At 72.1% G+C, this 25084-nt stretch carries 20 protein-coding genes and 2 tRNA genes; 3 read left to right on the top strand and 19 right to left on the bottom strand.

The features are described 5' to 3' along the window. Positions 1-102: 102 nt before the first annotated feature. The gene (locus tag ACFYM0_RS25120; protein WP_388505112.1) at positions 103-1347 is read right to left on the bottom strand and encodes a M6 family metalloprotease domain-containing protein; all 1245 of its coding nucleotides are present in this window, start codon (positions 1345-1347) and stop codon (positions 103-105) included. A 345-nt stretch (positions 1348-1692) separates the two neighbouring features. On the opposite strand from ACFYM0_RS25120, the gene ACFYM0_RS25125 reads away from it, so the two are divergent. Beyond that, a complete protein-coding gene (locus tag ACFYM0_RS25125) occupies positions 1693-3591 on the top strand; it encodes a putative bifunctional diguanylate cyclase/phosphodiesterase (RefSeq protein ID WP_388505114.1) in 1899 nt (632 codons plus the stop codon). A 1-nt stretch (position 3592) separates the two neighbouring features. On the opposite strand, the gene ACFYM0_RS25130 is transcribed toward ACFYM0_RS25125, so the two are convergent. From ACFYM0_RS25130 to ACFYM0_RS25145, 4 genes are all read right to left on the bottom strand, one after another. Next, complete coding sequence (locus tag ACFYM0_RS25130) at positions 3593-3853, bottom strand: DUF397 domain-containing protein (RefSeq protein ID WP_388505117.1); 261 nt, start codon at positions 3851-3853, stop codon at positions 3593-3595. Then, positions 3813-4661 carry a helix-turn-helix transcriptional regulator gene (locus ACFYM0_RS25135; RefSeq protein WP_388505119.1) on the bottom strand — a complete coding sequence of 283 codons (849 nt, stop codon included), beginning with the start codon at positions 4659-4661 and terminating at the stop codon, positions 3813-3815. The genes ACFYM0_RS25130 and ACFYM0_RS25135 overlap by 41 nt, the downstream gene beginning before the upstream one ends. A gap of 165 nt (positions 4662-4826) precedes the next feature. Further along, positions 4827-6533, bottom strand: coding sequence for a glycosyl hydrolase family 18 protein (locus tag ACFYM0_RS25140; RefSeq protein WP_388505121.1), 1707 nt, complete (start codon positions 6531-6533; stop codon positions 4827-4829). Between the two features lie 344 nt (positions 6534-6877). Continuing rightward, positions 6878-8050, bottom strand: coding sequence for an LLM class flavin-dependent oxidoreductase (locus ACFYM0_RS25145; protein WP_388505124.1), 1173 nt, complete (start codon positions 8048-8050; stop codon positions 6878-6880). A gap of 240 nt (positions 8051-8290) precedes the next feature. Here ACFYM0_RS25145 and ACFYM0_RS25150 point away from each other — a divergent pair, with 240 nt between their 5' ends. After that, positions 8291-9049, top strand: a complete 759-nt coding sequence (locus tag ACFYM0_RS25150; protein ID WP_243337173.1) for an IclR family transcriptional regulator — start codon at positions 8291-8293, stop codon at positions 9047-9049. A gap of 102 nt (positions 9050-9151) precedes the next feature. Here ACFYM0_RS25150 and ACFYM0_RS25155 read toward each other — a convergent pair. The 5 genes from ACFYM0_RS25155 to ACFYM0_RS25175 all read right to left on the bottom strand — a co-directional run bounded on the left by ACFYM0_RS25155 (position 9152) and on the right by ACFYM0_RS25175 (position 15733). After that, positions 9152-9225, bottom strand: a tRNA-Lys gene (locus ACFYM0_RS25155). A gap of 75 nt (positions 9226-9300) precedes the next feature. Then, on the bottom strand, positions 9301-10974 hold the full coding sequence (locus ACFYM0_RS25160; protein WP_388505127.1) for an AMP-binding protein: 1674 nt from the start codon (positions 10972-10974) through the stop codon (positions 9301-9303). A gap of 68 nt (positions 10975-11042) precedes the next feature. Further along, positions 11043-11669 carry a lytic polysaccharide monooxygenase gene (locus tag ACFYM0_RS25165; protein ID WP_388505130.1) on the bottom strand — a complete coding sequence of 209 codons (627 nt, stop codon included), beginning with the start codon at positions 11667-11669 and terminating at the stop codon, positions 11043-11045. Between the two features lie 234 nt (positions 11670-11903). Next, positions 11904-14384: an SPFH domain-containing protein gene (locus tag ACFYM0_RS25170; protein ID WP_388505132.1), complete on the bottom strand. Its 2481-nt coding sequence runs from the start codon at positions 14382-14384 to the stop codon at positions 11904-11906. Next, positions 14381-15733, bottom strand: coding sequence for a peptidoglycan-binding protein (locus ACFYM0_RS25175; protein ID WP_388505428.1), 1353 nt, complete (start codon positions 15731-15733; stop codon positions 14381-14383). Before ACFYM0_RS25175 ends, ACFYM0_RS25170 begins: the two co-directional genes overlap by 4 nt. A 260-nt stretch (positions 15734-15993) precedes the next feature. On the opposite strand from ACFYM0_RS25175, the gene ACFYM0_RS25180 reads away from it, so the two are divergent. Then, positions 15994-16067, top strand: a tRNA-Lys gene (locus tag ACFYM0_RS25180). Positions 16068-16147: 80 nt separating this feature from the next. Here the strand turns inward: ACFYM0_RS25180 and ACFYM0_RS25185 are convergent. The 9 genes from ACFYM0_RS25185 to ACFYM0_RS25225 form a co-directional block, all read right to left on the bottom strand. Further along, positions 16148-16810 (bottom strand): class F sortase, encoded by a 663-nt coding sequence (locus ACFYM0_RS25185; protein ID WP_388505134.1) that lies wholly within the window; start codon positions 16808-16810, stop codon positions 16148-16150. Between the two features lie 12 nt (positions 16811-16822). Further along, on the bottom strand, positions 16823-17485 hold the full coding sequence (locus tag ACFYM0_RS25190) for a hypothetical protein (protein WP_388505136.1): 663 nt from the start codon (positions 17483-17485) through the stop codon (positions 16823-16825). A 92-nt stretch (positions 17486-17577) separates the two neighbouring features. Beyond that, positions 17578-18357, bottom strand: coding sequence for an HAD-IIA family hydrolase (locus tag ACFYM0_RS25195; protein WP_250741188.1), 780 nt, complete (start codon positions 18355-18357; stop codon positions 17578-17580). A gap of 223 nt (positions 18358-18580) precedes the next feature. Then, entirely contained in the window at positions 18581-20116 is a 1536-nt protein-coding gene (locus tag ACFYM0_RS25200) for an alkaline phosphatase family protein (RefSeq protein ID WP_388505138.1), read from the bottom strand. Positions 20117-20295: 179 nt separating this feature from the next. Next, on the bottom strand, positions 20296-21375 hold the full coding sequence (locus tag ACFYM0_RS25205) for a 2-aminoethylphosphonate ABC transporter substrate-binding protein (RefSeq protein ID WP_388505140.1): 1080 nt from the start codon (positions 21373-21375) through the stop codon (positions 20296-20298). An 81-nt stretch (positions 21376-21456) separates the two neighbouring features. Then, complete coding sequence (locus tag ACFYM0_RS25210; RefSeq protein ID WP_388505143.1) at positions 21457-22254, bottom strand: ABC transporter permease; 798 nt, start codon at positions 22252-22254, stop codon at positions 21457-21459. Next, positions 22241-23299 (bottom strand): 2-aminoethylphosphonate ABC transporter permease subunit, encoded by a 1059-nt coding sequence (locus ACFYM0_RS25215; RefSeq protein WP_388505146.1) that lies wholly within the window; start codon positions 23297-23299, stop codon positions 22241-22243. Before ACFYM0_RS25215 ends, ACFYM0_RS25210 begins: the two co-directional genes overlap by 14 nt. Then, positions 23292-24341 (bottom strand): ABC transporter ATP-binding protein, encoded by a 1050-nt coding sequence (locus tag ACFYM0_RS25220; protein ID WP_327252914.1) that lies wholly within the window; start codon positions 24339-24341, stop codon positions 23292-23294. Before ACFYM0_RS25220 ends, ACFYM0_RS25215 begins: the two co-directional genes overlap by 8 nt. After that, positions 24338-25081 carry a phosphonatase-like hydrolase gene (locus tag ACFYM0_RS25225; protein WP_388505148.1) on the bottom strand — a complete coding sequence of 248 codons (744 nt, stop codon included), beginning with the start codon at positions 25079-25081 and terminating at the stop codon, positions 24338-24340. The genes ACFYM0_RS25220 and ACFYM0_RS25225 overlap by 4 nt, the downstream gene beginning before the upstream one ends. Positions 25082-25084 lie beyond the last annotated feature (3 nt).

A 25084-nucleotide genomic window follows, 5' to 3' on the forward strand; every position in this document is an offset into this window, starting at 1 on the left:
AAGACCCCCACGCGAGTGGGGGTCTTTTTCGTGTCCGGGATCCCGCGCCGCGTCCGGAACCCCCCGCGCCGCGTCCGGGACCCCGCGTCCCTCCCGGCGCTCCTACCGGTCCTCGCGCGTGATCTTCACCGTGTACGCACCCGACTGCGTGCGGTCCGCCACCTCCACGGTGATCCCCTCACCCGGGACGGTGAAGGTCTCCCCCACCTCCAGCGGGGCGTCCGCCAGCGGCGGGTACACCGAGCGGTCCCAGCAGGCCTCGGTGTCGGGGTGCGCGTCCACGACCTCGATCGGCCCGCCGCCGGAGGCCGCCTCGTTGCGGACCCGGTAGACGAGGACCCCTTCGGTGCAGGTGTCCCCGTCGTTGCCGGCGGAGCCCCGCGCCTCGACGGCGATCGCGCTGCCGGCGCCCGTACGGACCACCGCGAGCCGGGTGCCGCCCGTGCCGCCCGGGCGGGGAGCCTCGGACAGCGGCTGGAGGGTGTGCAGGGAGGAGCCTGCTCCCACACAGTCCACCTGGGAGGCGTCCAGCCAGCCGAGCTTCCACTTCTGCCAGGCGAAGAGGTCCGGGGCCATGCCGAACTGGCTGCCCATGACGTCCCAGTCCCCGACGTACGTGTCCCAGTCCCCCTTGCCGTCCGAGGGCCGGTGGTAGAGGTCCGGCAGGTCGAAGACGTGCCCGGTCTCGTGGGCCAGCACGTTGCGGTCCGGCGGGTGCTTCTCGAAGACCGTGACGATGCGGCGCAGGTCGGTGCCGTCGGCCCGGATCGGCTGCTCGAAGTTGACGACCTTGGTGGCATCGGAGTCGACGCCGGGCGCCTCCGGGTCGGCGACGAAGTAGACGACGTCGTACCGGCCGAAGTCCACCGACGGGTCGGCTCCGGCCACCGCGTCGCGCAGGTAGGCGGCCCGGTCCGCCGGGGCCCAGTCGCGCTGTATGCCGTAGGCGGCGGACGGCTTCGGCATCTGGACCCACTGCTTCTGCGGGTGCGGGACCAGGCGGAAGCGGCCGTAGGAGGCCCGCTCGAAGAAGTCGCTGGTCGCCGGGAAGTAGTCGGCGGTGAGTTCCTCGGTGGTCAGGGTGGGGCGGTGGTCGGGGAAGGAGAGGAAGACCATGACCGCGTTGAGGGTGCGCTCGGGCTTGGGGTAGGCGCCGTTCCAGCTGTCCAGGCCCAGGGAGTGGTGGGCCGCGGTACGGGTCAGCGCACAGGGTCCGGCTCCCGGAGCGGCGACCGCGGGTCCCGCGACGAGCGACATGGCGGCGAGCGCCGTCAGGGAAGTGAGCGCCGCCGCCGTGGTTCGCATGCGGGAGCGGTCCACTCCCCCGGGTGTCTGCTGTCGCGGCACATCGACCTCCGGTGGTGGATTAGTACCTCTTCATCCACCTTGGGGCGATTGTCTTACTAATGCCCTGTTCCGCTGCCCCACACGAGTGAGCACTAGGGCAAGCCGGTGACGCCGGGTTTCGCACATGTGCCTACAGAAAGTCACGACCGATCAGGTCGGATCAGTGGTGGGCGCCGGGTGTTCACAGCCGTGCGGAAACGATCAGTCGCCGACACGTCGACGATCCGTCATCACGCCGAACTCCCGCGCCCCACACGGCGTCGCCGCTGGATAGGGCCGTCCGGGAGCCTCTATGATCGGCACACTTTCCTGCACGGACACTCACACGCACTGCGGGAGCCAACGGTGAGCGGAACCCCAGATGGAACCGGTTCGGCGGCCGACAGCATCCGACCGGCCATGACGCAGCGTCACACGGCAACGCCGGCGACGACGGCAACCCCGGACCGCGCCGACCTCCAGGCCGATTACCGGGCCGACTACCGGGCCGCCTTCAACGCGGCCCACCTCCCCATGGCCGTCGTCGACCGCACCGGCCACATCGCCGGAGCCAACGAGGCCCTCGCCGCGCTCCTCGGCTCCGAGCCGCACCTCCTCGCCGGGCAGTCCGCCGCCGAGCTGGTGGACCTGGCCTCCGAAGCCCGGACCTGGCACGCCTACCAGGAGGTGCTGCGCGGCCGGCAGGCCCGGCTCCGCTGCACCCGCCGCCTCAAGCACCCCGACGGGCACTCCCTGTGGACCGAGATCACCCTCGGCCCCGTACCCGGCACCGACGCCGGTGACGTCCTGCTCTCCGTCGCCGACATCAGCGACCGGCGCGACCTCCAGGCCCGGCTGCGCCACCTCCAGATGCACGACCCGGTGACCCGGCTGCCCAACCGGGCGCTGTTCTTCGAGCGGCTCTCCACCGCCCTGGAGGCGTCCTCGTACGGGCAGAGCGGCACGGGCCGGATCGGGCTGTGCTACCTGGACCTCGACGGGTTCAAGGCCGTCAACGACACCCTCGGCCACCGAGTCGGCGACCGGCTGCTGACCGCCGTCGCCCAGCGGCTCACCCAGTGCGCCGACCAGTCCGGCTACGGGCGCACCGGCGGGCACCTGGTGGCCCGCCTGGGCGGCGACGAGTTCGCCCTGCTGGTCGAGGAGTCCACCGGCACCGAGCAGCTCGCGGACCTGGCCCGGAGCGTCCTGGCGGCCGTACAGGAGCCCTTCGACCTGGCCGGGCAGCGACTGTCGGTCTCCGCCTCCATCGGAGTCGTCGAACGGGCGGCCGCCGGGACCTCGGCGACCGGCCTGATGCAGGCCGCGGACACGACGCTCTACTGGGCCAAGGCGGACGGCAAGGCCCGCTGGACCCTCTTCGACCCGGAGCGCAACGCCCACCGCATGACCCGCCAGGCCCTGTCGTCGACGCTGCGGCCGGCCGTGGAGCGCGGCGAGTTCAACGTGGAGTACCAGCCCCTGGTGGACCTGGAGAGCGGGGCGGTGCGCGGGGTGGAGGCCCTGGTGCGCTGGAACCACCCGCAGTTCGGCACGCTGACGCCGAATCGGTTCATCGGAATCGCCGAAGAGGACGGATCCATCGTCCAGTTGGGCCGCTGGGTCCTCCAGACCGCCTGCCGCCAGGCCCGGCGCTGGCAGATCGAGCAGCCCAGCGACTCCCCCGTCTTCGTCTCCGTCAACGTGGCCGTCCGCCAGGTCTGGGACTCCGACCTCGTCGGCGACGTCGCCGAGATCCTGGCGGAGACCGGCCTGGCCCCCCAGCTCCTCCAGCTCGAACTGACGGAGTCGGCCGTCATGGGCTCGGCGGGCCGCCCGCTCCAGGCCCTCCAGGCACTGAGCGACATGGGGGTGCGGATCGCCATCGACGACTTCGGCACCGGCTACTCGAACCTGGCCTACCTCAGCCGCCTGCCCGTCTCCGTCCTCAAACTGGACGGCTCCTTCGTCCGCGGCTTCCGCTACGAGGAGGGCTCCCACCCGAACCCGGCCGACGAGACCATCGTCGAAGCCCTGGTGCAGCTCGCCCACCGGCTGGGCCTGACGGTGACGGCCGAATGCGTGGAGACCGCCGGCCAGGCGGCCCGGCTGAAGCGCGTCGGCTGCGACACGGGCCAGGGCTGGCTGTACTCCCGGGCGGTGGCGCCGGAGGCGATCGCAGCCATCATCAGCCGGCAGATCGCCGAAGCCGCGGCAACGAGCCCCGGCCAGCCGGAGGGGCCCGCGCCGCATCCCGAGGTCTGAGTCAGAGACTCCGGACGAACGCTCCGAACGCCTCCGGCCTCACGGTGAAGGCGGGGCCGTCGGGGCGCTTGGAGTCCCGGACGGCTACGCGGCAGGGCTGGGCGGCGATCTCGACGCACTCGCCGTCGCTGGCTCCGCTGTACGAGGCCTTGCGCCAGGCGGCGTCACCGAGCGGGGCGCACTCGACGCACTCGCCGCCGGTGGTCCCGCTGTACGACGACTTACGCCACAGCGCGCCCGCCAGGTTCTGGTTGCTTCCCATAGCGTTCCTCCATCACCCGAGCGATCAGCGCCGCCGAGCAGTCCGGTGAGAGCGCCTCGGCTTGCAGCCGAGCGTATCCGACCGAACGCTCCCTGATCACTGGCGGATTGGCTGTCATGTAACCCTGCGCGTAGCCCTCTTCGTAGATCAGATCCGGGTCACCATCGAAGCGCAGGAGGGTGAACGACCCCTGCATCCCGGTGTGCGCTCCGGCCGAGAAGGGCAGCACCTGGACCTGCACCCAGGGCCGGTCGGCAAAGCCCAACAGGTGGGTGAGTTGCTTCCGCATGACCTCGCGGCCGCCGACCTCTTGATGCAGCACGGCCTCGCCGAGGACCACCCACAGTGCGGGCGGCTGCTCGCGCTTCAGGATGCGCTGCCTCTCCATGCGGGCCGCCACGAGCTCGTCGATCTGGTCGGGGCGGTCCACACCGATCAGGGCGCGGGCGTACGACTCCGTCTGGAGGAGCCCGTAGACCAACTGGCACTGGAAGGTGGAGATGTACTCGGCCCGGGCCTCCATATCCGCGTACGCCTGAAACCAGTGGGGCAGCTGGCTCCGCAGGACCAGCCCCACCAGGCGGGAGAAGTGCCCGTCCGTGCCCAGCGCAGCGTCGAGCCTCTCCGAGAAGTCCCGGGTCGGCACCCGTTTCGTGTTCTCGATCATGCCGATCAGCGAGCCCGAGCAGTAGATGATGTCGCCCAACTGGGCTTGCTTCAGCCCGGCCGCCTCTCTCAGGCGGCACAGCTCGTACGCGTAGTAGTCCAGCGGCGAGGCGCTGGGATCGAGAGCGCGGATGTTGACCATGGGCGGTCACCCCCATGAGGACGCGTGCGGATCCAACTCGTCGCCGAGCGTAGCGACCACCGCACGCTCCGGTACGGGGAATTCCGCAACCATGTCACACGGCAGCCCCCGCACCCTGGGAGGGGAGTGCGGGGGCTGCCGGTCGCTCGGCGCGGGGTGGGGGGATCAGCAGGCGCCGAGGTCCTTCCAGACACCCCATTCACCGGTGGTGCCGGGCACCTCGTTCTGCGTCCACCACTGGGCCTTGTACTTGCGGCCGTTGTACGACACCTCGGTGCCACCGGTGTAGATGTTGCCCGGGACGTAGGCCGCGGCGGTGCAGCCCGTGCTGGGCGGCGTCGTCGGAGGCGTGGTCGGCGGGGTCGTCGGCGGCGTCGTGGGCGGGGTGGTGGGAGGCGTGGTCGGCGGGGTGGTCGGCGGCTGGGTGGTGCCGCCGAGGGAGTCCGAGATCTGGTTCAGCAGGGTCGCGTTGGCGTCCAGGCCGAGCAGGGAGTACATCATCGCGCCGGCCAGGCCGCGCTGCTTGCCGTAGTCGACACGGGCCTGGATGGACTTCTGGTTGAGGCCGGTGAAGAACTCGCCGTCCTTGTAGAAGTACGAGGCCTTGGCCTGGTCGTCCCAGAAGGTGGTCGCCGGGTTGTCGACGATGCCGCCGAGCTCCTTGTAGAGCGCGATGCCGGCCTGCTGGCTGGTCGGACGGGCGGCGGAGGCCAGGGTGGCGGGCTGGGCGAGACCGTTGGTGGTGCCGGGCTGCACGCCCTTCCAGCCGCGGTAGTAGAACTCGTAGCCCAGGACCAGCTTGTTGGCGGGGAAGCCGCCGGTGATGCCGTAGGCCGCGTTGCCGTCGATCCAGGAGTCGATGGCGTTCTTGATGCTGTACTTCTCGGTGCCCGGGGCGATCGCGTCGGTCGGGTCGGCCGACGAGGGCAGCAGCGGGGACTGGTGGTACGTCGGACCGTCCGAGTCCCAGGCGCCGTGCATGTCGTACGTCATGATGTTCGCGTAGTCGAGGTACGCGCCGATCTTGTCCGTCTCGATGTACTTGATCTTGTCCTGGCCGGCCGGGAGGGCGGAGGTCAGCAGGTACTTCTTGCCGCCGTTGGCCGTGCCGTAGGCGTCGAGCTGGCTGCGGAACTCCTTGAGCAGGAGCGTGAAGTTCTGCTTGTCCTCGGGGGCGTAGTGGTTGCCGAGGTGGCCGCCCGACGAGCCCGGGTACTCCCAGTCGATGTCGATGCCGTCGAAGATGCCGGCCGCGCTGCCCGCGCCGCCGTAGCCGCCCTCGACGGGCAGGTTGCCCTTGATGTACTGGTCGATGCAGGAGGAGACGAGCTTCTTGCGGGAAGCGTCGGTCTTGGCCGCGTCGCTGAAGTACTTCGAGTAGGTCCAGCCACCGAGCGAGATGTTGATCTTCAGGTTCGGGTACTTCGCCTTGAGCTGCTTGAACTGGTTGAACACGCCGACGATCGGCTGGTCCCACTTGTCGGCGACGCCGCTGACGCTGTCGGCCGCACTGAAGGACTTCTGGTAGTCGGCGTACGAGTCGCCCGCACCGTCACCGGCGTTGGGGTTGTTGTCGTCGCCCGCCGCCTTGTTCGCCTCGAAACAGGTGAGGTTGGTGGGGTGGATGTTGCCGAACGAGTAGTTGATGACGTCCAGCTTGCTCGCTATGCCACGGGTGTCGAGGTGCTTGGGATAGAAGGCGTTCCCGTACACCGACCACTGGTCGTAGTAAGCGATCTTGACGTTGCCGGCCGAAGCGGTGGTCCCGGCCTCGGCGGCCGAGGCGGTGGTGAGTCCCGCGAAGGCGGCCAGCGTGCCGCCGGCCAGCGCGGCCGTGGCGGCGGCCGCGATGAGGGATTTACGGATGTGCATGAACTGCCTCCGGGGAAGTGGGAGGGGAAGGCAAGACTTCAGGTGGGGATAGTGATAGCGATCACGCCGGTCCCGAGTCAATGGTTTGGACCAAAGAAGGACTAGACCACTCGCGACCCAGAACCCCACGTCAGCGACGTGGGACCACACCAAAAATCGCTCGCCACCCATGGTGACGAGCGATTTAAGGCTGCCTTCATTCACCCTCCGGCAAGGTTTCAGCAACAAACCAGCCAAACTCCGGATGTCATCTCATGCGAGCCCGTCCGGGCCGGTGCGCATCCGTAAACCCTTCCGGGCGGGTGGGATCTCCGGTCCGTGACGGGGCCCGCGGGGCGGCCAGGTCAGGCTCCGAGGGCCGGCATGCCGTACGCGTCGGCGACGAGGGCGTACGAGCGCAGCCGGGCCTCCCCGGAGTGGGCGTTGGCGGTCAGCATCAGCTCGTCCGCGCCCGTCAGCTTCGCGAGGTCGTCCAGGCCCGCGGTGACCTCGTCGGGGGTGCCGTGGACCACGCTCGCGAGGCGGTCGTCCACGAACTCCCGCTCCATCGGCGTGTACGGGTACGCGGCCGCTTCCTCGGGCGTCGGGACCAGCCCGGGGCGCCCGCTGCGCAGCCGGAGCATCGACAGCGCGCCGGTCAGCACCTGCGCGCGGGCCTCCGCGGCCGTGTCGGCGGCGAGGGCCGCGACTCCGATGACGGCGTACGGGGCGTCCAGGACGGCCGAGGGGCGGAAGGACTGCCGGTAGAGGTCGAGGGCGGGCAGGGTCCCGGCCGGGGAGAAGTGGTGCGCGTAGGCGAAGGGCAGCCCGAGTCCGCCGGCGAGGCGGGCGCTGAAGCCGGAGGAGCCGAGCAGCCACACCGGCGGCCGCGCGGCGGGGCCCTGTACGGGGCCCGGCACGGCGTGCACGCGGGCGTACGGGTGTCCGTCGGGGAAGTCGTCGTCGAGGAAGCGGATCAGCTCCGCGAGCTGCCGGGGGAACTCGTCCACGGCCTCGTCACGGCGCCCGGGCCCGCGCAGGGCGGCGGCGGTGTGCCCGTCGGTGCCGGGTGCGCGGCCGAGACCGAGGTCGATCCGGCCCGGGGCCAGGGCCTCCAGGGTGCCGAACTGCTCGGCGATGGCGAGCGGGGCGTGGTTGGGCAGCATGACCCCGCCGGAGCCGAGCCGGATCCGGGAGGTGTGGGCCGCGAGGTGGGCCAGGATCACGGCCGGGGAGGAGCTGGCGACGCCGGGCATCGAGTGGTGTTCGGCGACCCAGTGGCGGTGGTAGCCGCGGGACTCGGCGAGCCGGGCGATGTCGACGCTGGTGCGCAGGGAGGCGTGGGCGGTGCTGCCGGCGCCGACGGTGACGAGATCGAGCACCGAGAGCGGCACGGGCGCCCGCCCGAGGGCCGTCCCGCGGATCTCTCCCCCGACCGGTCCGTCGGCCGGTCCGTTGGCCGGTATCTCGCCCGATCCGTCGCCCGGGCGATCGGCTCCCCGTCGTCCAGCGTCCCCCGCGCCTCCGGTGTCACTCATCGTCTCTCCCGCTCCGCTCGCCCGTCCGTCCTCGTCCCTACGAAGAACCCGAACCGCGCGGCCGGTCCGGGCATTCCCGGCACTCTCGGACACCACCCATGACCTTGGCATATGCCAGAGGAGTAGATCCAGGCAGAGCGGCGTAATTGAGCCATCAATCTCATCAACAGGCGCTCCACACGGGCCTCTTGATGGCTATCGTGTGAGAGCAAGCGGTAACAACCTGCTAGGGGGAAAACCGTGGCGCTGAAGCCCGAGCCGACCGCGCCGTTCCACTCGGTGCAGTACGCCCTGCGCGTACTCGAAACGGTCGCCCGCCATACCGGCGGTGTGACCGATGTGCAGATCGCGCGTGAGACCGGCCTGCCCGCGGTCCACCTCGCCCCCATGCTCCTCATGCTGCGCCGGGAGGGGTACGTACTGCAGGTGTCCGACGGCGCCTACGCCATCGGGGACTCCCTCGTCCTCCTGGGCTCCGGCGTCGACCGCCAGCAGGCGTTGCAGGACAAGCTCCAGGACACCCTGGACCGGCTGCGGGACTCCGTCGGCGCCGCGGTCTACATCAGCCGGTACGTGGACGGCGAGGTCCGGATCACGCAGTTCGCGGACAGCCCGCGCACCCCCAAGGTCCACGAGTGGGTCGACTTCCGCTCGGCGGCGCACGCCAGCGCGGTCGGCAAGTGCCTGCTGACCCAGCTCGACCTGGACGGACGGCGCGACCACCTGTCCCGGCACAAGATCGCCCGGCTGACGTCGAAGACCATCGTGAACGAGCGGATCCTCTTCTCGAAGCTGGACAGCCAGCCGGCCACGGTGCCCACGCTCGACCTGCAGGAGTACGCCGTCGGCACGGTCTGCGCGGCCGTCCCGATCACGGCGGGAGCCTCGGTGGGCTGCCTCGCCCTGTCCCTGCCCGTGGAACACGCCCACCGGCTGCGGGCCGCGGCCGACGTGCTGAACCGCAAGGCCGCGCCGCTGCTGCTCTCGCTCACCCTCTGAGCGCGGTCCGGGCCCCGCACGGCAGGGGCCGGACCGGGCCGAACCGGCCCGGAAAACACTTCGGGCGGTTCCCGGTGAACCGGAAACCGCCCGAAGGACAGGTGCGCCGCCAGGGACTCGAACCCCGGACCCGCTGATTAAGAGTCAGCTGCTCTAACCAACTGAGCTAGCGGCGCCTGCTGACAGAGAAAATACTACCTGCTCCTCCGGAGTGCTCAAAACCGCTTCCGGAGCCGCCCTCGGCGACCCGGTCAGCGGCTCAGCAGATCGGCCCGCCCCTGGGCCTCGTAGGCGGCCAGCAGCCCGGTCAGGTCCTCCGCCTCCAGTCGCCGGTACGCGTCCTCGCCCGGCGGCCGCCACCAGACCGGGTCGGTGGTGTGGAAGGCCTCGCCGCGCAGGGAGACCCGGTGGACCTTGTTGGTGGCGGTGGTCGGCATGGCGGCGACGATGCGCACGTAGCGCGGGGCCATCTTCGTGCCGAGGTCGGGCTGGGCGGCGAGGAAGGCCGCGAACCCCTGCGGGGAGAAGACGGCCCCCTCGCGCAGGGCCACGGCGGCCATGACCTGGTCGCCCGCCACCTCGTCCGGTACGGCGTAGACCGCCACGGCGGCCGCCCGGGTCCAGCGGGCGAGGATGTTCTCGATCACCGCCGCGGCCAGGTTCTCGCTGTCGACGCGCAGCCGGTCGTCGGTGCGGCCGGCGAAGTAGAGGAAGCCGTCGGGGTCGCGGAAGAAGAGGTCCCCGGTCCAGTACCAGCCGTCGCGGGTCCGGGCGGCCTCCGCGTCGGGGTTGCGCCAGTAGCCCTCGAAGAGGCTGCGGCCCTTGTTGACCAGCTCGCCTATGGCCTCGGAGCCGTTGAGGAGGCGGCCCCGCGGGTCGAGCACGGCCGGTGGGCACTCCCGGCCCGTCTCCGGGTCGATGACGGCCAGGTCGTCGCCCGCGCCCGCCCGGCCCAGGGCGCCCGGCGGGGTGTCGGGGGTGCGCTGGACGGAGGCGCCGCCTTCGGTGGCCCCGTAGCCCTCGACGAGGCGGACCCCGAAGCGCTCGGCGAAGCGCGCCGCGTCGACCGCGCCCGCCTCGGTGCCGAAGCCGAGGCGCAGGGTGTGTTCGCGGTCGTCGGGGCGGGGCGGGGTGGCGAGGAGGTACTGCACCGCCCGGCCTACGTAGGTGAAGTACGTCGCCTCGTAGGCCCGTACGTCGTCCAGGAACGCGGAGGCCGAGAAGCGGCGGCGCAGGGCCACGGCGGCCCCGCCGGCGAGGGCGGGGAGCCAGTCGGCGATCACCGCGTTGCCGTGGAAGAGGGGCATGCAGATGTAGTGGACGTCGTCCGGGGTGACTGAAAAGTGACGTGCGAGAGAGGCGCCGGCGCCGGCCAGGCGGCCCTGGGTGCAGATGGCCGCTTTGGGGGCGCCGGTGGAGCCTGAGGTGAAGTAGAGGAGCAGCCGGGAGGACGGGGTCGGGCCGGGGCCGAGCGTCGCGTCGCCGGGCTTCGCGCCGGCGTACGGGGCGAGCAGGGCCTCGTACTCCTCGGTGTCCGTCACCAGGAGGCGTACGCCGGGAAGGTCGAGGCCGCGCAGGAGCGGCAGGTGGGTCCGCTCGGTCACCAGGATCCGGCAGTCGGTGTGCAGGATGTCGCGGGCCAGCTCGGGACCGCGCCGGGTGGGGTTGATCCCGGCGACGGCGGCCCCGGCGAGGGCCGCCGCGCCGAGCCAGAACGGGAACTCGGGGGTGTTGTCGAGCAGCACCCCGATGTGCGGCTCCGCCCCCGGCGGCAGGAGGTCGACGAGGAGCGCGGCGCGGGCCGCGGCCTCCCGGGCGGTCCGGTGGTGACTGAGGACGCCGTCGGCGTACTTCAGACCGGGCCGGTGGTCGCCCCATTGGCTCGCGATGAGCTCCGCGACGGTTTCGGGTGTCGTCGTCCGCATGCCGCCGGAGGATAGCTGACGTTCCGTCAGAAATGAACGCCGGGCGGGGAGCCCATGGTCACGGGCGGTCAGAACCGGACGTCGGAGCAGGAGTAGAAGGCCATCGGGGTGTCGTTGACGGTCCACACGGCGAGGATCATGTGCCGGCCGGTCTTGCCGCTCGGCATGGTGCCCTGGTGGACGGTGGTCATGGCGGGGCGGGCGCCGTTGTAGGCGACCGTGAGGAAGGGCTGCGGGTCAAGGGCGGCACGGGTGAGGGGCTTGGTGGAGTCCCAGCCGTTCTTGGTGACGTAGTACCGGAAGTCGGTGGTGGAGTGGTTCGCGGTGAACTGCCAGCGGAAGCTGTAGCTCTGCCCGCTGGTCACCTGGGTGGCCGGCCAGGCGCCGCCGCGCGGGTCGTCGAGCTGGGCGAACTCCGTGTGGTTGCCCGCACATATGCGGCCGTCGGCGGGACCCGCGGCCGGGAACCCCTTGAGGCCCTCGACGCTCTGGGGCTCCCACTGGATGGGGCCGCAGTCGGAGACGGTCTTGTTGGCACAGAGCTTCTGGCGGCTGATCGGGGTGTCGGTGTACCCGTGGCTGCTGGCCGTGGGGGCCGTGACGAGCGCGAGGGCGGCGACGACGCCGAGGCCGACGGTGGTGGCGGTGGCCGTGGCGGCGGCCCGCTTGGTTCTGGGCATGCGGAAGGAACGCATGAGGCTGATGCTCCTTGAACGTGGGGGGATGTCCGGAGAGAGCGTGCGCACGCGTGGGGATGGGCCGTACCGGTTTCGGCGGCACGGCCCGTTCACGAGCTCTGGGTTTAGGTCTAGACCAAGTTCCACAGTATTGACGGGAGTTGGCCATGTCCAGACCAATGGAAGAACGGGTGGTCCGGACCACCCGGATTCCACCCGCTCTCTCCCGCTTCCGGCGCCGGCCGGCGAGGGCTACTCGGCGCGGCCCGTGTAGAAGGCGACGGTCAGGTCCTTCACGAGGGCCTTGCGCTCGTAGTCGTCGAGCTCCACGATCCCGCGCGAGGTCAGGCGGTGGACGGTGTCGTCCACCGCGTCGACCACCGAAGTCAGGACGGTGTCCCGGTGCTTGGCGTCGATCGCCGCGACCCGGCGCCGGCGCATGGCGTCCGCGACCTCGGGGGCGTACTCGATCCGCGTCGGCTGCGCGGAGAACACCTCCACGCCGACCGCCTCGGTCTCCGCGGCCAGCATCCGGGTCAGCGCGTCGCCGACCGCCTCGGCGTCGCGCAGGGTCGGGGCGGCCTCGTGGAAGGCGTCGGCCGGGAGCTGGGACAGGACCCGGGCCATGGCCGACTCGACCTGCTCGGCGAGGTAGTCGACGTGGTCCTCCACGGCCAGGGTCGCCCGGGCCGTGTCCTTGACCTGCCAGACCACCTGGACGACGACCTGGAGGGCGAGCCCGCCGGAGTCCACGGCGGGCATCGGGTCGCTGCGCCAGTGCCGCAGCCGGACGTCGACCCGGCGGCGCAGCAGCAGCGGGCTGATCCAGGTGAGGCCGGTACGGCGGACCGTGCCGCGGTAGCGGCCGAAGAGGGTGAGCACCCAGGCATGGCCGGCCCGGCCGCGGCCCAGCCCGCCGAGGGCGAGGAGCGCGACGACCCCGAGGAAGGCGAGCGGCGGCCAGAAGCGTGCCTGCAGTCCCCGGTAGGGGCGGGGCTCCACCCCGAACGCGAGAGCGAGGGAATCGGGGACGGCCCCGGCCCGCCAGAGCACGACCGCGCAGCCGGCGAGCGCGACCCCGCCGACGGCCACCGCGATCCAGCCGGGCAGCACCGGGCCGTGGTGCTCGTGGAGCCGGTCGTCGCCGCGGGGGACGCGGCGTCCGGGGGCGGACCGGGGCGTGACGGCGGGCTGGGCCTTCGGCTGCGGGTGCTTCTGCTTCTGCTGGGGGTCCGGCTGGGGGTCCGGTTGCTGCGGGTCCGGTTGCTGCGGCTGGACGGCGCCGCGGAACGGAAGGTGCACCGGCACCTCGGTCACCGCGACTCCGCGCACCGCAGTCACCAGGGGCAGGTCCTGCGTGTCGTCCTCGGCGATCCGCGCCACGGCCCGCGCGACGACCTCGACCACCTCGGCCGCCCCGGGCCCCGGGACGAGTCCGCCGCCGGTCGCGGCCTCGACGGCCTCGGCCTTGACGGCCTCGCCGTCCGTGTCACCGGCTCCGCCCGGAGCCCCGGGCAGGTCCGGTGCGGGGTACGGATCCGCGGACCCGGCCTCCGGAGCGGGGCCCGGGACCGCGTGCTGCGCGCCGCGGCCGTGCTCGGCGGACGAGCCGCCCTGTCCGGGCAGGTCCCAGGCGGCGGGCGGACCCGCGTGCCGCGGAGCGTGCTCCGCGACGGCGAGGGGCGCGCCCGGTGCGAGCACGGCGGTCGGGGGCCAGGCCTCGGCCCCGTCCTGCGGGTGGGGCCGGGCGGTTTCGGAGTCGGGGCTCCGCAGCCGGAGCGTGGCCGCACCGGCGTGGGCCGCCTCGTCCTGGGGGTGCGGGATGTCCAGCCCCGGCTCGGTCTGGGCCCGAGCCGCCGGTACGTCGCTGCGCGCGCCTTCCCCCGCCCGTCCGGCGGGCCCGTGCGGGGCGACGGCCGTCACCTGCGCCGCCGTACCCACGGCGACCAGCCCCTCCGTGTCCCGCTCGACCCCGGCCGGAGCCGGCCGGGAGGCGGCCTCGCCGCGTACCGACCCGGACGGCTCGCCCGCCAGTGCCCAACCGGTGGACGCGGCCCACTCGGTCACCGCCGCCGCGGGCACGGACGGCGCGGCCGCCACCGCATCGGAGCCCATGGCGGCGGAGACCTCGGCCCGCCCCGAAGGAACGGGCACGGACGCGGCCACGTCGGGCGCGGCCGACACGAGTGCGCTCCCCTCGGCGCGCGCCTCGGCCGCCGCCCACCCGGCGTCAGCCGGAACGGGCGCGCCCCGGTCGGGCTCACCCGACAGCGGTGCGCTCCGCTCGGCGCCGGGCTCGGCCGGTGCCCACCGTGCGGCGGCCGGTGCGGGTGCGGCGGGCGCGGCTGCGGTCGGCACGGTCGAGCCCGACTCGGTGCCGGACCCGGCCGCTGCCCCACCGGCCTCGGTCGGTGCGGCCTCGGCCTGAACGGCCCACCGGGGCGAGGCAACCGCCGGCGCGGCTTCGCCCGGCGTGGTTCCACCCGGGGTGGTTCCGGCCGGTGCGGCGGAGCCGAGTGCGGCCACGCCCAGTGCGGTCGCGCCCAGTGCGGCCTCGGGCTGGGGGGCCTCGGGCTGGGGGGACCCGGGCTGGGGGGACCCGGGGTGTTCCGCTTCGGCCGGAGTCGGGGTGGACGGGGACGGGGGCGTCGCTCGGGGGGTGGGGTGCGGGGGGATCTCGAAGGTGCCTGTGGTCGATGTGGTGCGCGTGGGGTACATCGTTGCCTCCGTCATGCGAACAGCCGGCGCCAGGTTTCCGGGCCCGGGTAGCCGTTGGCCTCGGCGCCGCGCCAGCCCTGGGCTCGCTGGAACGCCTCGACGTTGCGGCGGTCGGCCTCGCCCCAGCGGGGGCCGGGTCCGGCCGTGTAGTACTTGCCGAAGCCCTTCTTCACCAGCTGGCGGCCAAGGGCGGTGATGGACGGGTGGGACGTCCCGGGCCGGAAGAAGGACGCCCCGGGGTAGGCGGGTTTGCCCGCCGGACCCGGTGCGCCGCCCGTGAGCGGCGGGATGTCCTTGCCCTGGTGCCTGGCGAGCAGCCGCCAGGTGGTGGCTCCCGGGAGGCCGTCGGCGTCCGCGCCCGTCCAGCCCTGCGCGCGCTGGAAGGCCTCGGTCGCCAGCCGGTCGGCGTCGGACCACTTCGTACTGACGCCCTTCGGGTAGAAGCGCGTCCCGCCCCGGTCGGACAGCATCCGGCCGAGCTGGGCGACGTACGCGTTGTCCGCGCCCGGCCCGAACTTCGACGCACCGGGGAAGGTGGCCGAGACGGCCGGCGTGCCGCCCGGCGCGGGCGGCTCGCCCGTGGCCGGCAGCTCCGGAACGACCCCGCCCGCCAGCCCGTTGAACCGGTACGGGATGTACTTCACCGAGTTGTTCCAGTAGCCGTACGGCGTGGCCAGCTTCCGCGTCGTGGGCCGCGTCTGCTCGTAGGCGACGTAGTGCGTGCGCGTCTCGTCCACCCAGCCGCCGAAGATCACCACGTGCGAGCCCTTGTTGGGGTCGGCCGGGTTGTGGAAGAGCAGCATGTCTCCGGGGAGCAGCTCCTCCTTCGTGATCCGCGTCGCGAACTTGTCGAGGCTGCCGGTCCATTCGTTCGTGCCGAGGTTCCAGACCATCGAGACGAAGCCGGAGCAGTCCTGCCGGTACCCGTCCGACCAGTACTCCTCCATGCTGTACGGGACCTTCGCGTCCAGCCACAGCTTCGCCCGGTTGATGATCGTCGCCCGGTCGGTCCGCTTCACCGCGGAGGGCGCTCCCGGCAGCCCGGCCGGCTTCGCGGGCGTGCCCTTCTTGCCCTTCGGCCCGTGCAGCGGGGCCCGGCCGCCCTGCGGGGAGCCGGGGTCGTCCAGCGCCACCCGGCCGCCGGGGCCCGGCGCGGCCGCGGCCACGGACGCTCCCCCGCCGCCGAGGACCACTCCCGCGGCGGTGGCCAGGACCAGCACCCGGCGGGCCCCGCGCGCGGCCGGGTGTCCGCCGTCGCGTAGCGGTATGGCCCGGGCGCGCGCGAGCGTGCGACGGCGCCGGGCACAGCCTTGGCACGGGCAGTCGCCGGCGGGTTCGTACTCCTCGAAGGAGGGCAGTGGCATCGGCGGCATCGCCTCGGCCACCGGCACCGCCATGGGCGTCGCTTCGTACACATGCGTCGGAGGCTGCATCGTCATGCGGTTCCGTCCACTCCCCTGCTCGTCACTGGTCGGCCGGGACCGCATCTGGCGGGGCATCAGATCCGGCTTGGCCCAGACATATCGTGCACGACAAAACCCCTAAACATGGGTTAATCGGACAGAACGGGCGCGGCTTGTCACGAGCACCCGCAGCGGTGGGGTAGAGTTTTCCCTGTCACCAAGCGCCGCTAGCTCAGTTGGTTAGAGCAGCTGACTCTTAATCAGCGGGTCCGGGGTTCGAGTCCCTGGCGGCGCACAGACACGAAGAAGCCCCTCACAGTGAAAACTGTGAGGGGCTTCTTCGTGTCTCCGGGGCGGTCGCACCAGGCGGTCGCTTCAGACCGCCGTTCCCGGGCGGACTCCGACGCCCGTCAGGTACGCCGACACCACCACGTTCGCCGAGTACTCCTTGGCCGCCTTGTCGTAGGTGCCGCCGCAGGTCACCAGCCGCAGTTCGGCCCTGCCCCGGACCTTGGGGCCGTAGACCTTGGCGGGATCGAAGTCCGCGCGCTCGTGGACCCGCACGTCCTCGATCGTGAACTCCGCCACCGAGCCGTCGGCCCGCAGCACGCGCACCTTGTCGCCCGTCTTCGCCGAGCTCAGGCCGTAGAACACCGCCGGCTTCGACTTCGTGTCCACGTGCCCGACCAGCAGCGCCGTCCCGGCCGTGCCGGGCTGGGCGCCGCCGCGCCACCAGCCGACCGTGCCCGGGTTCTCGTACGGGGGCGGTTCGATCGCCCCCTTCGCGTCGAGGTCCCTGACCATCACCGGGGCCTGGACGCCGAGGGACGGTACGTCGACGCGCGCGGGCGCGGCCGGCCCCAGCGGGGTGTGCGCGGCGGGCATGCCCGGGGCGGCCGGTCCGCCGGCCTGGCCGGGCAGGGGTATCGCCACCCCGGTGATCTCGCGGCCCCACAGCCACAGACCGAGGACCAGCACCGACCAGGCGGCGAAGGTCAGCAGCCGGGAGCCGCCGGAGTTCCTCGCCTCCCCACTCACCCGATCACCCGGTCACTCGCCGCTGCGGCGGCGGCGCAGGGTCAGCGCCCGGCCGGCGACCGCGAGGGTGGCGGCGGCGGCGAGCACGGCGCCGATCACCGTGTGCGGCAGGCCCGGGCCGTCGCCGTCGTGGCTCTTCTTCGTCGCCGCGGCGAGCTGCGCGGAGTCGGCGGCCTTGGCGGCCTCGGCCGAGCCCGCCGCCTTCGACTTCGCGGCGATCTCCTCGGACATGCCGCCGCCGCCCGCGTGGACCGGCCAGACGGGTGTGTGGTGGGGGTCGGGGCGGTGCTCGCGGCGGCGCTCGATCTCGATCGTGCCCCATTCGCGTTCGCCGCCGCGGCCGCCGCACTTGATCTTGATGTCGTGGCGGCCGGGCTCGGCCCAGGAGCGGATCATCGCGTCGCCCCACAGCGTGCGGCGGTCGTCTCGGCCGGTGGAGAGGCGGACCTCGGAGACGAAGACCACGGACGAGGCGACGGCCCAGTCCTCGTCACAGCCGCGGACGCGCAGTTTGACCTGCGCCCCCGGTTCCGCCGGATTGGGGTCTGCCGAGACGCTGCCGCGGTCGCGGTTCCAGTCCTCCTCCGCGAAGGCGAAGGGGGCGGTCACGGCGGACAGGGCCGTCAGGGCGACGGCCACCCCGGTGACACGGAGAGCGAACAAATCACTGCGCATGGTGAACCTCCTCAACAAGGAGATTCACGCGCGGCGCGCCGCTCCGCATCCGGAGCGGCGCCCTCTTGGCCCGTACGTGTCAGCCGTACGCGCTAAACCAGATCGACCAGATCGGCGATGGAGTCGAACGTGTGGGTCGGGCGGTACGGGAACTTCTCGGTGTCCTCGACCGACGTCAGACCGGTCAGCACGAGGAAGGTCTGCATGCCCGCCTCCAGACCGGCGAGGATGTCCGTGTCCATCCGGTCGCCGATCATCGCGCTGCTGTGGGAGTGCGCGCCGATGGCGTTCAGTCCGGTGCGCATCATCAGCGGGTTGGGCTTGCCCGCGAAGTACGGCTTCTTGCCGGTCGCCTTGGTGATCAGCGCGGCGACCGCGCCCGTGGCGGGCAGCGGGCCCTCGGCGGACGGGCCGGTCTCGTCCGGGTTGGTGCAGATGAAGCGGGCGCCCGCGTTGATCAGGCGGACCGCCTTCGTCATGGCCTCGAAGCTGTACGTCCGGGTCTCGCCCAGGACCACGTAGTCCGGCTCGTGGTCGGTCAGGACGTAGCCGATGTCGTGCAGGGCGGTGGTCAGACCGGCCTCGCCGATCACGTACGCGGTGCCGCCCGGACGCTGGTCGTCGAGGAACTTCGCGGTGGCCAGGGCCGAGGTCCAGATGTTCTCCACCGGGACTTCCAGCCCCATCCGGCTCAGGCGGGCCTGGAGGTCGCGCGGGGTGTAGATGGAGTTGTTGGTCAGCACGAGGAAGGGCTTGCCGGACTCGCGCAGCCGGTTGATGAAGGCGTCGGCGCCGGGGATCGGGATGCCCTCGTGGACGAGGACCCCGTCCATGTCGGTGAGCCAGGATTCGATCGGCTTGCGCTCTGCCACTGGACTGTTCTCCGCTCTCGGTGGCGTCTGACGTCTGTGACGTCTGTGACCTCTGGTCTCTACCACCTTATCCGGGCCGGACCGCGGACGCGTGGGGCGTCCACGGCCCGGACCGCACGGCGGAGCGGGCGGCCGCGAAGGCCCGTCGACGGGACCCGCGGTGGGCCCGCGGTGGGCCCGCGATGGGCCCCGTCGAAGGTCCCGTATCCGCCGAAAGGTTCCGTCAGCCGAGCTTGACGTTGTCCACGGTCCAGTACCAGTTGTTGCTGCCGGCGTAGCGGAAGCGGACCTGGACGTCGGTGGCGCCTGCCGGGACCTGGAGCGCGATGGACTCGGAGCGGGCGACGGCGTCGGCGGTGTAGCTCTTGACGACCGATGCCGCGGCGCCGTTGTAGGAGACCAGGACCTGGGCGGTCTGGCCGGCCTCGTGGTGGTAGTGGGTCTGGAAGCTCAGGTTGCGCGTGGTGCCGCCCGTGACCGCCCACTTGGGGGTGATGAGCGTGGAGTCGTAGGAGCCGGTGTGGCTCTTGTCGTCCCACTCGTCGGAGTCGGCGACGGCGAACACGTCACGGGAGCGGACGTTCAGCTCGCGCCACTGGTCGCGCTGCGCCTGGCTCCAGAACTCGTCGGTCGCGAAGGCCCATCCGGCCCACTCGGTGACGCCGCCCGTGCCCATCTTGGAGTTGTCGACGGACCAGCCGGCGGGCGGGGTGTGCGTGAAGCCCTTGGTGCCGGCCGGGATGCCCGTCTCGTCCGCGCGCGCCTGGAGGTTGGGGCGCAGGGTGTCGAAGGCGTCGCCGTCGTCCGGTGCGCCCAGCGGGATGCCGTCGATCGCGGAGCCGGGGGTGACCCCGACCTGGGCGAGCGCGGTCGCCGCGACGTCGACGAGCTTCACGTCGTCGCGTACCGAACCGGCCGGGATGCCGGCGCCCTTGGCCAGGACGAAGGTGCCGCGCTCCTGGATGGTGGAGCCGCCGTGGCCGCCGGAGTTGGTGTGGCCGTGGTCGGTGGTGACCAGGACCTTCCAGTTCTCCTGGGCGTAGGTCGGGCGGTTCTGGACGGCGGTGAGGAGCTGGCCGACCAGGACGTCGACGCGGGCGATGGTGTCCAGGTACTGCTGGCTGGCGGCGCCGTAGGAGTGGCCGGCCGCGTCGATCTCGCCGAGGTAGACGAAGGCGGCGTCAGGGTTCTGGCCCTGCAGCTCGGCGGCGGCGGCCGCGGCGATCTTCGGGTCCTCGTTGCGGTAGCCGTCGCGGTCGCCCTTGAGGGAGAGGCGCTTGTCGACCTTGGCCGAGAAGATCGGGCCGTTCTGGTCGGTGGAGGTGATGGGCTCCCAGTCGGCGGCCGCGTACGTGTTGAGCGCCGGGTTGGCGTTCTCGATGCGGGTCAGGAAGTCGGGGTAGGCCGTGTAGTTCTTGCCGGTGAAGGAGTTGTCCTTCACGCCGTGCTTGTCGGGCCAGACGCCGGTGGCGATGGTGGACCAGCCGGGGCCCGAGGAGGTGGCGGCCATCGGGTTCGCGTACAGGGTGCTGCGGGCGGTCAGGCCCTGGGCCATCAAGCCGTTCAGGTGCGGGGCGTTGGCGGCCTTGACGCGGTCCAGGACCGCGCCGTCGATGCCGATGACGAGCACCTTGTTCGCGGCGGGGGCAGCTTCGTCGGCGGGCGCGGCGGTCGCGGCGTGGGCACCGAGGCCGGTGGCGAGCAGGACCGTGGCGGTGGCGGCCACGGCGAGGGTCCGTCCGGACAGGACAGTGGACACGTACTCCTCCGGGAGTAATCGTGGGGAAGGCGCAGGGGACGTACGGGGCGTGCGGTCGTACGGCGGTCGTGCGTCAGCGCGAGCGAGCGTACGGCGGGACCGGACCGAAGGCGAGACTCGGTCCAGACCCGTTATCCATGCGTCACTACTCCGGTCTCGGGTGACCGGGAGGCGACCGGTCAGCTTCCGGTGGCCGACTTCCACGCGTCGACGTAGCCGGTGAGGTTCTTGTCGATGTCGGCCCAGTCCGGCTCGAAGATCTCGACTCCGGTCATGAGCTTGGTGAGTTCGACGGCGTTGGCGTCGGTGGGCTTGACGTCCGTGCGGGCCGGGAAGCCGCCGCCGACGCCGCTGACCAGCTTCTGGGCGTCCTCACTGAGCAGGTAATCGAGGAGCTTCTTGCCGTTCTCGGTGTGCGGGGCCTTGGCGACGAGGCCGGCCGCGTACGGGAGGGAGAAGGTGGTGGGCTTGCCGCCGTCCTTGGCGGGGAACCAGATGCCGAGGTTCGGCATGGACTTGGACTGCGCGAAGTTCATCTGGACGTCGCCGTTGGCGACGAGCAGCTCGCCCTTGTCCGTCTTCGGCGCCAGCTTGCTGGTGGAGGAGGACGGGCCGACGTTGTTGGCCTGGAGCTTCTTCAGGTACGCGTTCGCCGGCTCCTTGCCGCCGAAGTCGTGCATCGCCTTGATGAGCACGGCGGTGCCGTCGCCCGCGACGCCGGGGGTGGAGTACTGGAGCTTGCCCTTGTACGTGGGGTCCAGGAGCTCTTCCCAGGTCTTGGGGGCCGCCGCCAGCTCCTTCTTGTTGTAGATGAAGCCGAAGTAGTTGTTGACGACCGAGGTCCACTTGCCGTCGGAGGACTTGTTGGCCCCGTTGACCTTGTCGGCGCCTTGCGGCGCGTAGGCCTGGAGGAGGCCCTTGCCGTCTGCCTGCTGGATGAACGGGGGCAGCGTGATCAGTACGTCGGCCTGCGTGTTGGTCTTCTCGCGGACGGCGCGCTGCACCATCTCCCCCGAGCCGCCCTCGACGTACTTGACCTCGATGCCGGTCTTCTTCGTGAAGTCGGCGAAGACCTGGTCGTACCAGCCGTCGCCCTTGTCGCTCTTGAGGCCGTCGGCGCTGTAGACGGTGACGACCTTCTCGCCGCCGCCCTTGGAGTCGGTGGCGGAGGAGGAGCCACCGCAGGCGGTGAGGCCGGCGGCGAGGGCGAGGCTGCCGGTGACGGCGGCGGTGATGCGGAGGCGTCTGTTGCTGGGCATGGAACTTCCTTACGGGGAAAGGGAGTCAGCAGGGGAATCAGCGGGGTGCGGCGGGGGCCGGCGGGGGGGTTGTCGTGGGGGTTAGCGGTACGCGGCCCTGGTGCGGACGCGGGAGACGGCCAGCAGGACCAGCAGGGTGGTGGCCATGAGGACCACGGCGACGGCGGATCCGCTGAAGAGCGAGCCGCGGTCGGTGGCGGTGAAGATCCGGACCGGGAGGGGCATCCAGTCCGGCGGGTAGAGCATCATCGTGGCGCTCAGCTCGCCCATGGACAGGGCGAAGCAGAGCCCGGCGGCCGCGGTGAGCGACGGCAGCAGAAGGGGGAGCTTGACCCGCCACAGCACGTACGCGGGACGGGCGCCCAGGGAGGCCGCCGCCTGCTCGTACGCGGGGTCGAGACGCACGATGGCAGCCGAAACCGACTGGTGGGCGAACGCCGTGACAAGAATCGTGTGCGCCAGGATCACGATCGAGCTGGTGCCGTTGAGGAGCAGCGGCGGCTTGCTGAAGGCGACGAGCACGGCGAGGCCGACCACCACGGACGGCACGGCGACCGGGAGCATGAACAGCGCGTCCAGCGAGCTCTTTCCGCGCCCCCGCAGCCCCGCCGCGGCGAGCGCCGCCCAGGTGCCGACGGTGAGCGCGATCAGGCTGGCGGCCAGGGCGGTGAGCAGCGAGGTGGTCAGCGCCTGGAGGGATTCGCCGCGGACGGCGGCGGCGTAGTTCTCGGTGGTGGGGCCGGAGGGGAAGGCCCCGGACCAGTGCGTCGAGAAGGAGGCGGCCACCACGACGAGCAGGGGCAGGGCGAAGAGGGGCAGGAAGAGGAGGCCGAAGAGGCTCCAGGCGGCCCAGCGGCCGCTCTTGCTATGCACCAGCACGCTTGCTCACCACCCGGTAGAGGCCGAACAGGCCGACGGAGATCACGATGTTGACGACGGCGACCACGCAGGCGGCGGCGTAGTCGGATTCGAGGATCGCCTTGCCGTAGATGAGCATCGGGAGCGTGGTGACGTCCTTGGCTCCGGTGAACAGGACGATCCCGAACTCGTTGAGGCACATGACCAGGACGAGGCTGCCGCCGGCGGCGAGGGCCGGGAGGGCCTCGGGCAGGATCACCCGGCGGATGATGCGGCCGGGCTTCGCGCCGAGCGAGGAGGCCACCTCCAGCTGGGCGGTGTCCAGTTGGGAGAAGGCGGCGAGTAGCGGGCGCATCACGAAGGGCGTGAAGTAGGTGATCTCCGCGAGGAGGACGCCCCAGGGGGTGGTCAGGAAGTGGAAGGGCCCCTCCCGGGTGCCGAAGGCGTCGGTCCACAGGCCGTTGGCCATGCCGACCGTGCCGTAGACGAAGAGGAGGGCGAGGGTGATGAGGAAGGAGGGGAAGGAGAGGAAGACGTCGATGAACTTGGCCACGGCGCGCGCCCCGGGGAACGGGACGAAGGCGATGACCAGCGCGAGCGCGAAGCCGAGGACCAGGCAGCCGGCGGTGGCGCCGACGGCGAGCCAGACCGTGGTGCCGAGGGCTTCGCGGAAGGAGTGCGAGGCGAAGACGGAGGCGTAGGCGTCGAAGGTGCCGCCCCCGTTCTCGGGGGACAGGGACTGCTGGACGACCAGCGCGAGGGGGTAGAGGAAGATCGCCGCGAGCACGGCGACGGGAGGCACGGCCCACAGCCAGCCGGGAACGCTACGGGGCGCACGTGCGGCCTTCCCCGCGAAGCCGTCGGGGGCTTCGGCCGCGCTTTCGGGCGTGCCCGGGGCAGGGCTTCGTACGGACTGGTGGGGTATGACCGCGGGCTCGGGGCCGGCCGCCGCCGAGCCGGGTGCGGGGGTCGGCTTGGGCGCGGGGGTCGGATTGGGCGCGGGGGTCGGTGCGGGCGCGGGGGTCGGCGCGGGCGCGGGGGCGCGCCGGTCCGTGGCCTCAGCCATCGGAGACCCCTGCGGCCAGCAGCACCGCGTCGCGCGGCTCGAAGTGCAGGGTGACCTGGTCGCCCAGCGCCGGGGTCTCGCGCAGTTCGGGCAGGTCCGCCTTGACCCGGTGGCCCTCGATGTCCACGTAGAGCCGGTGGGTCGAACCGCGCCACTGCACCTCGGTGATGGTCCCGCTCAGCGCGTTGGGGCCGGCGCCGAGGCCGAGCAGGTGCGGGCGGACGCACAGGGTGGCGCCGGCGCCGACGGCGGCGCGGCCGGGGTCGAGGGTGAGGGGATGCCCGGCGAAGAGCGCGCCGCCGTCGGCGACGGTGACGGGCAGCAGGTTGGCGTTGCCGACGAAGGAGGCGGTGAACTCGGTGCGCGGGGCCCGGTACAGGTCCTGCGGGGTGCCGCAGTCCTGCAGGCGGGCCTGGTCCATGACGGCGATCCGGTCGGCCAGGGTCAGCGCCTCGACCTGGTCGTGGGTGACGTAGAGGATGGACACGTCGGGGAGTTCGCGGTGCAGCCGGGCCAGTTCGGCGAGCATCCCGGAGCGCAGCTGCGCGTCGAGCGCGGACAGCGGCTCGTCCAGGAGAAGGACGCCGGGGCGGATGGCGAGGGCGCGGGCGATGGCCACGCGCTGCTGCTGTCCGCCGGAGAGCTCACGGGGGTAGCGCTTGGCGTAGGCCGCCATCCCGGTCATCTCCAGGGCCTCGGCGACGCGGCCGGGGATCTCCGCCTTGGGCGCCTTCTGCGCGCGCAGGCCGAAGGCGACGTTGTCCGCGACGCGCATGTGCGGGAAGAGCGCGTACTGCTGGACGACCATGCCGATGCCGCGCTTGTGCGGCGGGAGCGCGGTGACGTCCCGGCCGCCGATCAGGATCCGGCCCGAGGCGGGCCGGACGAAGCCGGCCACCGCGCGCAGGGCCGTGGTCTTGCCGGAGCCGGAGGGGCCGAGCAGCGCCATGACCTCGCCGGGCTCGACGGTCAGGTCGAGGGAGTCCAGGACGGTGGTACCGCCGTAGGCGACCGAGACGGAGTCGAAGCGGATGCCGCTCACGCGCCGGGCTCCCGCTCCTGGTCAGCGTGCTCGAGGAGTGCGGGCAGCTCGGCGATGGAGGCCAGGACGTGGGTGGCGCCGTGCTCGGTGAGGGCCGCGCGGTCGTGGGCGCCGGTGAGGACGCCGGCCACGATCCCGGCGCCGGAGCGGACGCCGCTGAGCATGTCGTAGGAGGTGTCGCCGGCGACCACGGTGTCGCGTACGTCGGCCGCGGCGCCGGTGCGCAGGAAGGCGGCCAGCACCATGTCCGGGTAGGGCCGGCCGCGGCCGCCCGCGTCGGCGGGGCACAGGGTGAGGTCGGCCAGGCCCTGCCAGCCGAGGGCGTCGAGGATGGCGTCCTGGGTGACGCGGGCGAAGCCGGTGGTGAGGGCCACGGTGCGGCCGTCGGCGCGGAGCTTCTCGATGGCCTCGCGGGCGCCGGGGACCGGGGCGATGAGGCCGCCGTCGACGAGTTCCCCGTAGGCCTCCTCGAAGGCGGAGTTGGCGCGCCGGGCGAGGTCCTCGGCGCCGAAGAGGTGGCGGAAGACGGAGATCTTCGACTCGCCCATGGTGTCGCGGACGTACTGGAGCTTGGCGGCGTGGTCGGCGCTGCCCGGCTCGACGCCGAGGCGCTCGGCAGCCCGCTCGAAGGCGCGTTCGACGAGGCCGCCGTCGGCGACGGTGGTGCCGGCCATGTCGAGGACGATCAGGCCGTGTTCGCGCGTGGTGCGGGGGGTGCGGGGGGTGCGGTTGTCGGTCATGGT

Source organism: Streptomyces sp. NPDC006487 (assembly GCF_042870555.1).
GTDB lineage: Bacteria > Actinomycetota > Actinomycetes > Streptomycetales > Streptomycetaceae > Streptomyces.